Raw genomic sequence first — 13,876 nt, 5'->3', positions numbered from 1 at the left:
AGCACTACTCCCCGTGACTGACATAGAGCCCAAACCTTGAAATATAGTCGGCCACCCGGTCAGGGACCCATCCGACCAGCGACAAACCAGCTGCAGCACGGGTACGAACCGCAGTGGAGGAGAGTTCCAATGCCGGGACGGCCACTTCGGCAGAGAAGCCTGCCGGAACGGCCGCGTCACCCCGCCGGAAGACCACCACCCGCGCCAGCGCACGAATGGCCTCGGGCTCACGCCACTCGGCGAAGTGGCTGGCGGTGTCGGCACCGAGGAGCAAAGTGAACTCCGTCCCGGGCGATTCGGCGTGCAGCTCACGGAGGGTATCGACGGTATATGAGGGGCCGCTGCGCCGGAGCTCGCGCCAATCGGCCACCAGCCCTGGGAGGCCGGCGACGGCGAGCTCGACCATCTCCGCGCGTTGTTCGGCGGTGGCTTCATGGCCACCGAGCTTGTGAGGCTGCTGGGCCGCGACCATCAGGCGCACGACATCCAGCCCGAGGGATTCCCGGGCCAGCTGCGCAGCGATCAGGTGGGCGTTGTGGATCGGGTCGAAGGAACCACCGAGGATCCCCACCCGCACGTCAGGGACCCTTCTTGATCTCGGCGGCCGGGGCGGCAACAGAGTCCTTCGACTCCGGGCAGCTCACGGCGAGCTTCGGCGAATCGGGCCACTGCCGGCGGAAGTACGCGCAGGTCTCGTTGGTGTCCTCGACGTAGCCGAGGGTGCGATACGCGGTGACGAGCTTGTCGAGCGCGTCCGGCACCGTTTCCGCGCGCGGCCAGGTGGCGATGATGTTCCGGAGGTAGAGGATCGCCGAGTCGAGGGCCTTGAAGCGGATGTAATAGAGCGCCGCCTTGTACTCCTTGATGGCAAAGCGGTTCTCGATGTCCTTGATGCGCAGGTCGGCGGTCTTGGCCGACTCGGTGCCGGGATAGCGGCTCAGCACTTCCTGGTACGTCGCGTAGGCACTCTGCCCGTAGGTCGGGTCGAGTTCGGGACGGCGCCACATCTTGAGATACGCATCGCCAGCGCGCACGAGCGCGGGGGCGGCGAGGGTGTCGTTCGGGAATTCGTCGGAGACGCGGCGGAATTCGCGGACCGCCTGCAGGTTGCTCTTCTCGCCGAGGCGCGACTCCGCCAGATAGAAACGGGCGACCGGAATGCGCTTGTCGGTGACCGGCATTTCGAGCTGGGCCCGCTCCAGCGCCGTACCGGCCTTCCGCCAATCCCGCTTCTGGTACAGCGCGAGCGCCTGATTCCACATCGAATCGATTTCTTGCGAGGTCAGACGAAGCCGAGCGGCACCCGGCGTGACCGCCGGCGCGCGGTTGCAGCCGGCAAGGGCGACGATGGCAGCAGCGAGCGATGGCAACAGCGTACGACGCATCAGGGACGTCCCGGGACGACGGAAGAGTCTGACTTGCTCCCGAACACCCCCGGATCCCGGAGCCGTTCGAGCGCCATTACTGTAATCGAATCGGGCGAAACTGGCGCGGTCAGGACCTGTTGCCAGAGGAGATTGGCCCCGGCGAGGTCACCCTCGGCGAGCCGCGCATCGCCCAAGGCGACGAGCGCCCGTCGACCAGATGCACCGAGTGGATCGGCCGTCGCGGCCTGCAGCAACCAGAAATCGGCCTCCCCCGGCCGCCCGGCCCCAAGGGCGGCCAGGCCAACGGTAAGCTGACACGACGCCAACTCGGCCCCGGCGGTGTCAGCGGCCGGCCCGCGCTCGCGGCGGCGCAGGGTCTCGAGCGCGGCAATCGCCTCCGGGCAGCGTTTGGCGGCGCGATAGCCGCGGCCCAGCGCCAGCAACCATCGCTCCCCTCCCCCGGCCGAGGCGAGCCCGGCAGGGCCGATGGCACTGACCAGCGACGGATCCCACGGTGCATCGGGGGGAAGCCGAAGTGCCAACCGCCCGAGGGGCCATCCTGGTGCAACCTCGGCAAGCCCGGCAATGCAGGCGGCCACCGCGTGCACATCCCCCACCCGCTGAGCCACTTCTGCCACGCGGACCAGTCCGGCGGCGGCCTCACCGGTCCGGGTCGGGTCCGCCGCGCCCAGTTGCCGGTAGAGCATCGCCGCGCCCATCAACTCTCCACCGAGCAGCGCCGCGTCGGCGCGCTTGGCCAACAGGCGGGGGATGTTGCCCTCGAGTCGGTACTGGGCGGTGGCGACGGCCCACTGCCCGCGATGCCACGCCTCGTCGCCGAGCCGTTCGGGGGTGTTCCGCGCACCACCGCAGCCGAGCAACACGGCCACGAGGAGCACGCGCTTCATTCGGGGATCCGATCCACCATGGCGAGGTAGGCCGCGACGCGATCGAGGCCAGGCGCGTCCTCGAGGCAACGCCGCCACGTCTCCCGCGCCCCGGCGGTGTCGCCGGCAAGATGCCTCGACAGGCCAAGCTGCACCCGAGCCTCGACCCAGTCGGGCCGGGTCACCAGGATGGCGCTCAGTTCGTCGCGCGCCTCCAGCGGATTCCCCGACTCCATCAGCAACCGCGCGAGACGAAGCCGCAGGTCGAGGTATGCCGGGCCAAGTTCGGAGGCGCGCCGGTATTCGCGCACGGCATCCTGCACCGCACCCGCCTCGGCGTAGAGCTCGCCCAGTTTGGCATGCTCATTGGCGAGGCGCGCGGCGATCGGTGCGGAGAGGCCGGCCACATCGGGTCCGACCGATTCACGCGCCGCCGCAAAGGCGGTGGCGGCATCGGCCTCGCGCCCTAACGCCGTGAGCGCCAAGGCACGATGCAGGTGTGCCTCGAGGTAGCGCGGATTGATCGCGATCGCGCGGTCGAAGGCGGCCACCGCTTCGAGATGGCGATCGAGCAGCGAGAAGCAGACGCCGCGGAGGTGAAAGACGTCGGCCCAGCCGTGCTCGCCCGCGGCCTCATCATCGAGGCAGAGCAGCGCCCCGTAATAGTCGCGGTTGGCGAAGCGCTCGCGCGCGCCTTCGAGCAGAGCCGAGGCGCCGCGACTCATCCCGCGACCTCGCCCTGGAAGTACGGCAGCGACTTCTCGAGCCCTTCCCGCAGCGGCACCTTCGGCTCCCAGCCGAGGACCGTGCGCGCGACCGTGATGTCCGGCTGGCGCACCTTCGGGTCATCGCCCGGCAACGGCAGGAACTCGATCTTCGACGACGAGCCGGTCACGGCCAGCACCTGCTGCGCCAGCTCGAGCATCGTGAACTCGATCGGATTGCCGATGTTGGTCGGCAGGGTGCGGTCGGAGTGGAAGAGGCGGAAGATCCCCTCGACTTCATCACTCACGTAGCAGAAGGAGCGCGTCTGCGAGCCGTCACCGTACATGGTCAGCGGCTTCCCTTGCAGCGCCTGCACCAGGAAGTTCGAGACGACGCGGCCGTCCTCGGGCCGCATCCGCGGGCCGTAGGTATTGAAGATCCGGACGATGCGGGTGTCCACGCCGTGCGTGCGGTGATACGCCATCACCATCGCCTCGGCGAAACGCTTCGCCTCATCGTACATGGAGCGCGGACCGATCGAGTTGACGTAACCCCAGTAGGTCTCGGGCTGCGGGTGCACCTGCGGATCGCCGTAGACTTCCGAGGTCGAGGCGAGGAAGAAGCGGGCACCCTTCCGCTTGGCGAGCTCGAGGCCGTAGCGCGTCCCCTCGGAGCCAACCAGCAGCGTCTCGATCGGATACTCCTGGTAGTCCGGCGGCGAGGCGGCCGAGGCGAAGTGGAGCACCCCGTCCACCGGGCCGTCGACATCGTACGGCGTCGAGACATCGTGTTCGATGAATTCGAACTTCGGGTTGCCGGCCAGGTGGGCCAGGTTCTCCGGCCGTCCGGTCAGGAAGTTGTCGATCCCCACGACCGCATCCCCGTTCGCCAGGAAGCGATCGGTCAGGTGCGAGGCGAGGAAGCCGGCGGCCCCCGTGATCACGACGCGCATCAGCTCGTCCTCCGGCCAATGCCGGCATACTGGAAGCCGAGTCGCGCCATGCGCGCAGGCTCGTAGAGATTGCGGCCGTCCACGAGGATCGGACGCCGAAGCGCCGCCTTGATCCGGTCGAAATCTGGCGTGCGGTACACCAGCCATTCGGTCACCACGGCGAGCGCATCGGCACCCTCGAGCGCCTCCCACGGATCGCCGGCGAAGGTGACCCGGTCGCCCCAGATGCCGCGCGCCACCGTCATCGCCTCCGGGTCGTGCGCCCGCACGTTGGCCCCGGCGTCCAGCAGTGCATCGATCAGGGCGCTCGCGGGGCTCTCACGCATGTCGTCGGTGCCGGCCTTGAAGGCCAGCCCCCACACGGCGACGGTCGTCCCGCGCACGTCGCCCAGCAAGGCCTGCAGCTTGGTGAACATCACCTGCTTCTGGCGCGCGTTCACCGCTTCCACCGCCTCGAGCAGGTCCGGCGCCATACCGACGCCGCGCGCCGTGTGTACCAGCGCCTTCACGTCCTTCGGAAAGCAGGAGCCACCGTACCCCGGACCCGGGAAGAGAAACGCCTTGCCAATCCGCGAGTCGCTGCCGATGCCGTTCCGCACCGCGAAGACATCGGCGCCGACGCGTTCGCAGAGGTCGGCGATCTGATTCATGAAGGAGATGCGGGTGGCGAGCATCGCGTTGGCGGCGTACTTGGTCACTTCGGCCGACGGGATGTCCATGAAGAGGATCGGCGCGCCGCTCCGCACGAACGGGGCGTACAACTCGCGCAGCATCTCCTCAGCGCGCGGATCGTCGGTGCCGAGCACCACGCGATCCGGCTTCATGAAGTCGTCGATCGCCGCCCCTTCCTTGAGGAACTCGGGGTTCGACGCCACGGCAAAGTCCTTCGCCCCGGTGGCGGTCAGCGCGCCGCGCACCTTCTCGGCGGTACCGACCGGCACGGTGGACTTCGTCACCACGACCTTGAAGCGGTCGCAGTGGTTGCCGATGGTCGTGGCCACCGCCAGGACGTGCTGCAGGTCGGCGCTGCCGTCCTCGCCGGGGGGCGTGCCGACCGCAATGAAGACGATGTCGCCGTGCCGCACCGCCTCGCCGATCTCGGTGGTGAAGCGGAGCCGCCCCTCGGCGGCATTTCGGACCACCAGCGCATCGAGCCCCGGTTCGTAGATCGGGAGGATGCCGTTCCGCAACCCGTCGATCTTCCTCGCGTCGACGTCGGCGCAGACCACCTCATTGCCGGTCTCCGCGAGACACGCCCCGGCCACGAGCCCGACATACCCCGAGCCGATCACCGTGACCTTCATGCGTCGATCTTTGCCAGCACGTGGCGAGTGTCGACGGCCAGCCGCGCGTTCTGCTTGACCATCTTCCAGTCGATCGAGGTGTGGTCGGTGACCACCAGCACCACGTCGGCCGCGGCGACGGTCGCCGCCGTCAGCGGCACCGACTTGTAGTCATGCCCGGCCTCGGAGAAGCCGGCGACGTACGGATCGTGGTAGCTCACGTCGGCACCGTACTGGTGCAGCAGGCCGAGGATGTCGAGCGCCGGCGACTCGCGGAGGTCGTCGATGTCCTTCTTGTACGCCACCCCGAGCACCAGGACCTTGGCGCCCTTGATCGCCTTGCTGTGACCGTTGAGCTCTTCCATCGTCTTGCGCACCCAGAAGAGCGGCATCTCGCTGTTGAGCTCGCCGGCGAGGTCGATGAAGCGGGTCTTGTAGTTCAGGCCGCGCATCTTCCAGGCGAGGTAGTGCGGGTCGATCGGGATGCAGTGCCCGCCGAGGCCCGGCCCCGGCGTGAACTTCATGAAGCCGAACGGCTTGGTCGCGGCCGCGTCGATCACTTCCCAGACGTCGACGCCGAGCTTGTCACAGACGATCGCCATCTCGTTGACGAGGCCGATGTTGACGCTGCGGAAGGTGTTCTCCAGCAGCTTCACGAGTTCGGCCGCCTCGGTGGTGCTCACCGGGACGAGGGTATCGACCGCCGGGGCGTAGCAGGCGCAGGCGACGCGGTGACAGTCGCGCGTGATGCCGCCGACGACCTTCGGCGTGTTGCGGGTGCCGTACGTCGGATTGCCCGGATCGACCCGCTCCGGCGAGAAGGCGAGGAAGAAGTCCTCGCCGACCTTGAGGCCGGTGCTCTCGAGCGCCGGGAGCATGATCTCGCGGGTGGTGCCCGGGTAAGTGGTGCTCTCGAGGATGATCACCTGGCCGCGCCGCAGCGTCGCCTTGATCGACTCGGTGGCCGCGACGATGAAGGAGACGTCAGGATCCTTGTACTTGGAGAGCGGCGTCGGGACGCAGATCGAGATCGCGTCGGCGAGACCAAGCTCCGAGGCGTCGGTGGTCGCGTGGAAGCGGCCATCCTTGCGCAGCTCGGCGACGTCGGCGTCGGTGATGTCCTTGATGTGCGACTTCCCGGCGTTGAGGGCGTCGCAGACCCGTTCCGAGATGTCGTAACCGATCACCTTGAAGCCGGCACGGCCGAGCTCGACGGCGAGCGGAAGGCCGACGTAGCCGCACCCGACGATGCCGAAGGTGAGGTCGCGGGAGGCCGCGCGGGCAATGAGATCGTTCGCAAGCGACATCGGTCAGTACTCCAGAGGCAGGGCGACTCGCCGGCCATCACGGGCCGCGAGATAGGTGGCGATCAACAACTCCAGCGAATGCAGTCCTTCGCGGCCGTCGGTGTCGGCGTGGGCCGTGCCGCGCAGCGTGGCGAAGACGTTCTCGTAGTATCCCTTGTGGCCGTGGCCGTACACCGACGTCGTGGCGTAGCTCGCCTCGGTGATCTTGCTGTCGTCCGGATGCGGCTCGGCAAATTCCCAATGGTCGATCTGGTTCACCGCGACGCCGCCGAGGCGCACGGTGCCGTGCTCACCCAGGATGGTGATCGATCCCTCGAAGTTCTTCGGATGCGCCAGCATCGTGACGGCCATCGTGCCGAGCGCACCGTTGCGCCAGCGGATCGCCAACACGCCGGAGTCCTCGACCTCGATGGTCCGGGCCAGGGTGGCGGTGTAGGCCTGCACGCTCTCGACGGGGCCGATGAGCCAGTCGAGCAGGTCGACGTAATGACTGGCCTGGTTCATGAACGCGCCGCCGTCGAACTCCCAGGTGCCGCGCCACGCCGCCGAGTCGTAGTACGACTGCGGCCGCTGCCAGAAGACGTTGACCGAGACCATGTAGATCCGGCCGAAGCGGCCGGCCTCGACCGCGCGCTTCACCGCCTGCACGGTGGCATTGCGGCGGTTCTGCTTGACGACGAAGAGGTGGACGTCGGCGCGGTCGCACGCGGTGACCATCGCCTTGCCGTCCTGCCAGCGCGTCGCCATCGGCTTCTCGGTCACCACATGCCGACCCGCTTCGGCGCAGGCGATCGCCTGCGCCGCGTGCAGGCCGCTCGGCGTGGCCAGCACGACCACGTCGGCATCACTGCCGGCGAGGAGCGCGTCGAGGTGGGTGAAGCCGCGGGCGCCAGTGCGCGCGACCGCCTTGGCCAGCGCCTCCGGCTCCGAATCGCAGACCGCGACCACCTCGCACTCGGCGGCGTGCGCCTCGAACGCCTCGAAGTGATTGGCCGAGATGCGGCCGCAGCCGACCAGGGCCACGCGGATCTTCCGCCCGATGATCGGGTCGGCGGAGACGAAGGCCGGTCGGGTGCCGAGACTCACGCGTAGAACTCCCGGACGCCGCCGGCCACTTCGTCGAGCTGGGCCGGCGTCAGTTCCGCGAAGATCGGCAGCGAGAGGACGGAGTCCATCGCCGCCTCGGTCACCGGCAGCGAACCGCGCGTGTAGCCGAGGTGCGCGAAGCAGGGCTGCAGATGGAGCGGCAGCGGGTAGTACACGGCGCAGCCGATGCCGCGCGACTTCAGGTGCGCCATCAGGGCATCGCGGCGCTCGGCGCGGATGGTGTACTGGTGCCAGATATGCTCGTTCGCCGGATCGGTGCGCGGCGGACAGACGCCGGCCAGGCCGGCGAACGCGGCCTCGTAATGCGCCGCGTGCGACTGGCGCTGCGCGTTCCAGGTGGCCAGGTGCGGCAGCTTGGCGAGGAGCACCGCCGCCTGCAGCGAATCGAGGCGCGAGTTGTAGCCGATCTCGTCATGGTGGTACTGCTTGGCGCCACCGTGCAACCGGAGCCGGGCGAGCCGCTCACCGAGCGCCTCGTCATTCGTCAGCATCATGCCGCCGTCGCCCCACGCCCCGAGGTTCTTGGTCGGGAAGAAGGAAAGGGTGGCGACGGTGCCGAGCTGGCCGGGATGCTTCCACTGCCCATCCACCAGGCGACGCGCGCCGATCGTTTGCGCGCCGTCCTCGATGATCGCGAGGCCGTGCTTGGCGGCGACCTGGACGATGCGCTCCATTGGGGCCATCTGCCCGAAGAGGTGCACCACCACGATCGCGCGGGTGCGCGGGGTGATGGCGGCCTCGATCGCTTCCGGGGTGATGTTGAAGGTCACCGGGTCGATGTCGGCGAAGACCGGCACGCCGCCGGCATTGTGGATTGCCCCGGCCGTCGCAAAGAAGGTGAAGGCGGGCGCGATCACTTCGTCGCCCGGCGCCAGGTCCAGCGCGCGGATCGGGAGAAGGAGGGCGTCGGTGCCGCTGGCGCAGCCGATACCCCGGCGCACCCCGGTCAGGGTCGCAATGGCCTGCTCAAGGGCCGGAATCTCGGGCCCCATGATGAATGCTTGACGATCAATGACCGATTGGACTGCCGCTTGGACCTCGTTGCCGATGATTCGGTGCTGGGCAACCAGGTCGAGCATGGGAACAGGCATCGCTGACTCGCGTCAAAGTGGCGTAAGTGACAACAGGAAAGGAAGTTAGCCCGGCGCCACGGGCGGGACAATCGGCCGAAGCCGGTCGCCGTCTTCCTGATAGCTCGAACCGCAGGCCTTGCACGTCGCGTGCCCTGCGTCCAGCGCCAACCGCTCCCCGCACTGGCACATCCATCCGATCCGCCGGGCCGGGACCCCGACCATCAGGGCAAAATCGGGGACGGTACCGGTGACGACGGCCCCGGCACCGATAAATGCGTATTCGCCGAGGGTTGCCCCGCAGACGATGGTGGCATTGGCCCCAATCGAGGCGCCCCGCCGCACCAGGGTGCGCCGGTACTCCTCCTTCCGGGAGACGTGGCTGCGGGGGTTGATCACGTTCGTGAAGACGCAGGAGGGGCCGCAGAAGACGTCGTCTTCGAGCTCCACGCCTTCGTAGATCGAGACGTTGTTCTGGATCTTCACGTTGTGGCCAATCCGGGTCCCCGGCATGACCACGACATTCTGCCCCAGGGAGCAGCGCTCCCCGATGACCGCACCACCCATGACATGGCAGAAATGCCAGATCTTGGTCCCGCTGCCGATTACCGCCCCGGCGTCCACGTAGGAGGATTCGTGGACGAAGAAATCTGCCATCTCCCGGCTCCCTTCACGGAGGAGCCGAAAGATAGTGCGGACCGAGCCCGCGGCGTGCCTGCCTTACTGCCAGGAAATCCGTCGGATTTCGCCCCGTGGCCGCCCCTCGGCGGGGCCGAGGCGCCCCGCCCCGTCGTAGAACGGCCAGAGGGAGCCCGCCACGAAGAGCAGCCCCTCCGGGGTGAGGACACCGAGGGTCGGCTCGCCCTCCCCCGGCGGGTGGTCGAGCGGCCGCAGGGCTCGCACCGCCATCCCGCCGGCGTCCAACTCCAGGGCGACGATCCGGTGCGGCGCGATGCCGTTCTGGATACCGATCAGCTGCCCCGGCCCGCGTCGGTACAGCCCATCGATCCCGAGGAGCGTGCCACCGGAAGGGGCGGCAACCGGCGTGACGACGCCGCGCACGAGGTCGAGGTGGTAGAGGCCGGTGGTCCAGTCGGCGATCCAGGCCTGCAGGCCGTCCGCGCTGAAGGCGAGCCCCTGCAACGACACCCAGTCGCGATGCGAGAACGCCAGCGGCTCGAGTCGCGCGGCCGCTGCGGAAATCGGCACGCGGTAGAGCGCCGGATGCTCGCTGTCGGTGCCCCACACGGTGCCGTCGGGTGCCAGGACCAACTCGCCGATGAGATGCTGATGGCCGTCTTCCGGAAAGCCCCATTGCCGCACGAGCGCGCCGCTGGTGAGCGAGAAGGCGAGGACACTCGACGCCGCGCGCGGTGACGCCACGCCACCATCACGCTCGGGCACATCGGCGCTGCTGACGAAGAGCAGGTTGCGAGCGGTGTCGGCCAGCACGCCCAGGACCGCGCGCATCCCAGCGGTACCCGCCGGCACAAAGGTGGTCACTGTGCTGTCTGCCCCGATCACCACGACGCTCCCGCGATGCACGCTGCCGACGAAGAGGCGTTTCGTGCGCGCGTCCCACGCCACCCCTTCGGGATGGAAGTCGGCGTCGGGCAGGGTGACCACCACCCGGCTCCGCACTTCCGCCGATGGTGGCTGCAGCGCCGCATAGCGTGCCTCGCGCGCGAGCGACGCCAGGCGTGGGTCGTCACGTTGCCACCCCGCACCCAAACCGACGAGGGTGGTCAGTGCATCGAGCGCCACCTCGGGTCGATGCGCCACGGCATTCCAACGCGCGGCCGCAAGCCAGTAACTGCTTTGCGCGGGCCACGCGCGCGCGGCGGCGAGGACGGAATCGGCGGCGGCCGTCGTGTCGCCGCGTTGCAGTACCGCCGCCGCGCCGCGCATGAGACGACGCGCGGTGGCCGCGGAATCGGCCCGTTGGGCGGGGACGGCGTGCACCGTCGTGAACACCAGGAGGAGGGCAAGGATTGATCGCATGCGACAAGCAAACGCCCCGACGCGCTCGGCGCACGGGCCGCACGTCAGCAGGACGTCAGCACTGCCCGAACCGGTTGCATACCGTCCCCTTACACGACCCCCCTGTTCCCGATTCCTCCGCGGGGCCATTCTGATTGCGGAGGGAAGGGCCACGCAGCCTGACCTCCATGTGCGTGCATGTATCCGGTCGTCGGTTCCACTCCCCAGGGGTTGCCGCTCCTTCGGTGGTTCCGGCGGCCGGACGCCGCCCTCACCGGGCGGCGTCAGCGCCGCAGCGGAAGTTCCCCTCCCCAGCCGGAGTCCCCAATGTCGGCCACCACGGTGCTGGCCATCTTGCGCCGAGTGGTGGCCTGCCTCATGGCGGCGCACGGAGCGTATCGCGCGGCGTCGCCAGAGCGCGTGCGCGGCTTCGGGCAATGGCTCGCCTCGCTCCACCTCCCCGTCGGTGAGTTGCTTGCGGCCGCGATCACTGGCGCCGAACTCGCCGGGGCCGTGGCTCTCTGGTTCGGCTGGCGACGACGCCTGGTCTCGCTGCTCTTCGTGGCAGAACTCGCCACCGGCATCGTCCTGATTCACGCGACGGAAGGATGGTTCGTGGTGGGGGGCGGCCGGAACGGGATGGAGTACAGCGTGTTGCTGATCGCGGTCCTCCTCGCCGTCGCCGCCGAGTCTCGGCCACACCGCGACACCGCATGACCCGACCGGCCCGGGAGGCTGGTCAGAGCCCTGTCAGGCCGCCCCCGGAGAGCGGGCCTGGGGAGTACCTTTGACGGGATGCCTTTCTCTCCCCGCTCGCTGCGCGACTGGCGCCGCCGTCCTGAATTCCTGGTCGGCGGCGCCTCGTTGCTGGCTGTCCTGATCATCGGCTGGGGGGCGTGGTTTCTCTGGACGACGATGATGCGCCACCGCGCCACCGCCGACGAGACGCTCCGCGACCACGCCGCCTACCTCGCCGACTCGTACGCCGGTAGCGTGCAGAGCCGGACCTTCATCGACCTGCGCACGCTGCTGCGCGGCGCACAGCGGGCCCTGGTGGCGAAGGGACAGCTGACGTCCGACTCGATTGCCACACTGACCGGTGCCGAGGCGTTCTCACCGTACGTGCTCGAGCTGGCGCCGCATCGCTACTTCGTCTTCGACAGCGTCGCGGCGATCGCCACCTCCAAGGGCGACACCGCCGATGCGATCCTCTCCACGTCGCTGCGCACCCGCCTTGGCAAGCCGCGCGCCAGGGATGCCACCTATTTCGGCACGGTCATCGCACGCGGCGCTGACACGTCGATCGCCTTCGTTGAACGTGAGCGCGGCGGGAAACGCTGGGTCGGGCTCGAGATCCCACTCGCCCGCTTTCGCGACAAGGTGCTCCGCCTGCCGATCACCCCGACGCTGAACGCCTTCATGCGGCTGCGCGACTCGCTGCGCATGGCGCCGACCGACAGCAACTCGCAGCCGATCGCGGTCCGGGTGTTCGGCGATCATGGTGAGGTGCTGCTCGAGTCGGGCAATGTCGCCAACGGCAACTGGAAGAGTGACCGTCTGGTCCTCGGACCGTTGATGGCGCGCATCACCTACGCCATCCTGCCGAGTGCAGTGCCGGTCCTGATGCCGGGAGGATATCCACCGCTGCCCGGTGCGCGGGTCGCGCTGGCCGTCGCGCTGGCCCTGCTGCTGGTGAGCGCCGCCGCCGTCACGGCGTGGCGCGCCGTGGCGCTCAGTCGACTGCGCGAAGAGTTCACATCGAGCATCTCGCACGAGCTCCGCACGCCGCTGGCCAACATCCAGCTCTTCGCCGAGACCCTGCTGCTGGAACGGGCCGGTGGCGAGGCGGCCCAACGCGGTGCACTGGACACGATCGTGCGCGAGACGCGTCACCTGGGGCAGATGGTCGAGAACGTGCTGGCGCTGTCGCGCGTGGGGCGCCCGGCGCATCGACTCTCACCGCGCCCGGAGGATGTCGACCGCCTGGTGCGCGAAGTCGCCGCCCTCTTCGAACCCTTGGCGCGGGCGCATCGGATCGTGCTCGAAACGACCATCACGCCGGGGCCGATGGCGACCCTCGACGGGGATGCGGTTCGCCGCATCCTGATCAACCTGCTCGACAACGCGATCCGTCACGGTGGCAGTGGCGGCACCGTCCACGTGAGTTCACGGCACGACACCACCGTCCTCGAGTTCGCCGTGGCGGATCAGGGACCGGGCATCCCGCCGCAGGATCGGGAGCGGATCTGGGAGCCGTTCGAGCGTGGCGAAGGCAGCGGCAGCGGCATCGGGCTCGCCGTCGTCCGCCAACTGGTCCTGCTGCACCACGGCTCGGTGCAGATCGAGGAGGTGGCTCCACACGGTGCGTGCTTCCGGGTCACGCTCCCCCTGATGGCAGGAGAATGACGATGCGCAGAATCTTGGTGGTCGAGGACAATCCGGGACTGGCCGAAGGGCTGCGACTCAATCTGACCCATGACGGTCATGAGGTACGGATCGCGACCAACGGACTGGAAGGGTTGTCGCAGGCGCGGCGGTGGGACCCCGAGCTGATCCTGCTCGACCTGATGCTGCCGCACATGGACGGCTTCACCGTGCTGCGCACCCTCCGCGAGGAGGGACACGATGTCGCCGTGCTGGTGCTGTCGGCCCGGGCCGCCGAGACCGACCGGTTGCGCGGCTTCCGCCTCGGCGCCGACGACTACGTCATCAAGCCGTTCTCGTTGCCGGAACTGCTGGCCCGGGTCAACGCGATGCTCCGACGCCGCCCAGTGCACCCCAGCGAGCCGAGGGCGGCGAGCGAACGGTGGCAGTTCGGCACGGTCAGCGTCGACACCGGGACGCACGTGGTGCTGCGCGACGGCGAGGCAGTCGCACTGCGGCCCCGCGAATACGACCTGCTGGTCGCGCTGCTGCGCCGGGAAGGACGCGTGGCCACCCGCGCCGAGTTGCTCGACGCGGTGTGGCAGTACGAACCCGACATCGTCTCGCGCACCGTCGACGTTCACATCCTCGAGTTGCGCCGGAAGCTCGAAGCGGACCCCGCCAATCCGGTGCACATCCTGACGGTGCGGAAGACGGGGTATCGGGTGAAGACGGACTGATGGATGATGGATGATGGATTGGGGCGTCCTGCCTGAACTGTTGTCATCCTGAGCGAAGCAGCCCACCGGGCTGCGCAGTCGAAGGACCTCTCTCCGCACGCCGGGAAAGAGGTC

The 13,876-nt window shown here is 68.7% G+C and carries 14 protein-coding genes; 3 read left to right on the top strand and 11 right to left on the bottom strand.

What is annotated here, in order from left to right; all coding sequences use genetic code 11:
• Positions 1 to 4: 4 nt before the first annotated feature.
• From nadD to IPG05_07925, 11 genes are all read right to left on the bottom strand, one after another.
• Positions 5 to 577 carry a nicotinate (nicotinamide) nucleotide adenylyltransferase gene (gene nadD, locus IPG05_07975; protein MBK6495026.1) on the bottom strand — a complete coding sequence of 191 codons (573 nt, stop codon included), beginning with the start codon at positions 575 to 577 and terminating at the stop codon, positions 5 to 7.
• 1 nt (position 578) lies between these two features.
• On the bottom strand, positions 579 to 1,385 hold the full coding sequence (bamD, locus tag IPG05_07970) for an outer membrane protein assembly factor BamD (protein ID MBK6495025.1): 807 nt from the start codon (positions 1,383 to 1,385) through the stop codon (positions 579 to 581).
• On the bottom strand, positions 1,385 to 2,275 hold the full coding sequence (locus tag IPG05_07965; protein ID MBK6495024.1) for a hypothetical protein: 891 nt from the start codon (positions 2,273 to 2,275) through the stop codon (positions 1,385 to 1,387). The genes bamD and IPG05_07965 overlap by 1 nt, the downstream gene beginning before the upstream one ends.
• Positions 2,272 to 2,979, bottom strand: coding sequence for a tetratricopeptide repeat protein (locus IPG05_07960; GenBank protein ID MBK6495023.1), 708 nt, complete (start codon positions 2,977 to 2,979; stop codon positions 2,272 to 2,274). The genes IPG05_07965 and IPG05_07960 overlap by 4 nt, the downstream gene beginning before the upstream one ends.
• A complete protein-coding gene (locus IPG05_07955) occupies positions 2,976 to 3,911 on the bottom strand; it encodes an SDR family oxidoreductase (protein ID MBK6495022.1) in 936 nt (311 codons plus the stop codon). The genes IPG05_07960 and IPG05_07955 overlap by 4 nt, the downstream gene beginning before the upstream one ends.
• On the bottom strand, positions 3,911 to 5,215 hold the full coding sequence (locus IPG05_07950; protein MBK6495021.1) for a UDP-glucose/GDP-mannose dehydrogenase family protein: 1,305 nt from the start codon (positions 5,213 to 5,215) through the stop codon (positions 3,911 to 3,913). The genes IPG05_07955 and IPG05_07950 overlap by 1 nt, the downstream gene beginning before the upstream one ends.
• Complete coding sequence (locus IPG05_07945; GenBank protein MBK6495020.1) at positions 5,212 to 6,501, bottom strand: nucleotide sugar dehydrogenase; 1,290 nt, start codon at positions 6,499 to 6,501, stop codon at positions 5,212 to 5,214. Before IPG05_07945 ends, IPG05_07950 begins: the two co-directional genes overlap by 4 nt.
• A gap of 3 nt (positions 6,502 to 6,504) precedes the next feature.
• Entirely contained in the window at positions 6,505 to 7,587 is a 1,083-nt protein-coding gene (locus IPG05_07940) for a Gfo/Idh/MocA family oxidoreductase (GenBank protein ID MBK6495019.1), read from the bottom strand.
• Positions 7,584 to 8,699: a DegT/DnrJ/EryC1/StrS family aminotransferase gene (locus IPG05_07935; protein MBK6495018.1), complete on the bottom strand. Its 1,116-nt coding sequence runs from the start codon at positions 8,697 to 8,699 to the stop codon at positions 7,584 to 7,586. Before IPG05_07935 ends, IPG05_07940 begins: the two co-directional genes overlap by 4 nt.
• A gap of 45 nt (positions 8,700 to 8,744) precedes the next feature.
• Positions 8,745 to 9,335 carry an N-acetyltransferase gene (locus tag IPG05_07930; GenBank protein MBK6495017.1) on the bottom strand — a complete coding sequence of 197 codons (591 nt, stop codon included), beginning with the start codon at positions 9,333 to 9,335 and terminating at the stop codon, positions 8,745 to 8,747.
• Positions 9,336 to 9,398: 63 nt separating this feature from the next.
• On the bottom strand, positions 9,399 to 10,679 hold the full coding sequence (locus IPG05_07925) for a hypothetical protein (GenBank protein MBK6495016.1): 1,281 nt from the start codon (positions 10,677 to 10,679) through the stop codon (positions 9,399 to 9,401).
• Positions 10,680 to 10,985: 306 nt separating this feature from the next.
• Between IPG05_07925 and IPG05_07920 the strand changes: the two genes are divergently transcribed.
• The 3 genes from IPG05_07920 (at position 10,986) to IPG05_07910 (ending at position 13,762) form a co-directional block, all read left to right on the top strand.
• Positions 10,986 to 11,375 (top strand): DoxX family protein, encoded by a 390-nt coding sequence (locus tag IPG05_07920; protein ID MBK6495015.1) that lies wholly within the window; start codon positions 10,986 to 10,988, stop codon positions 11,373 to 11,375.
• Between the two features lie 78 nt (positions 11,376 to 11,453).
• Positions 11,454 to 13,064, top strand: coding sequence for a HAMP domain-containing histidine kinase (locus IPG05_07915; GenBank protein MBK6495014.1), 1,611 nt, complete (start codon positions 11,454 to 11,456; stop codon positions 13,062 to 13,064).
• Complete coding sequence (locus tag IPG05_07910; GenBank protein MBK6495013.1) at positions 13,061 to 13,762, top strand: response regulator transcription factor; 702 nt, start codon at positions 13,061 to 13,063, stop codon at positions 13,760 to 13,762. The genes IPG05_07915 and IPG05_07910 overlap by 4 nt, the downstream gene beginning before the upstream one ends.
• The last annotated feature ends 114 nt before the right edge of the window (positions 13,763 to 13,876 follow it).

It is taken from the genome of Gemmatimonadota bacterium, assembly GCA_016704275.1.
Classification (GTDB): domain Bacteria; phylum Gemmatimonadota; class Gemmatimonadetes; order Gemmatimonadales; family GWC2-71-9; genus Palsa-1233.
Note: the sequence above shows the minus strand (reverse complement) of the source record. Positions and strands in the feature narration are given on the sequence as shown.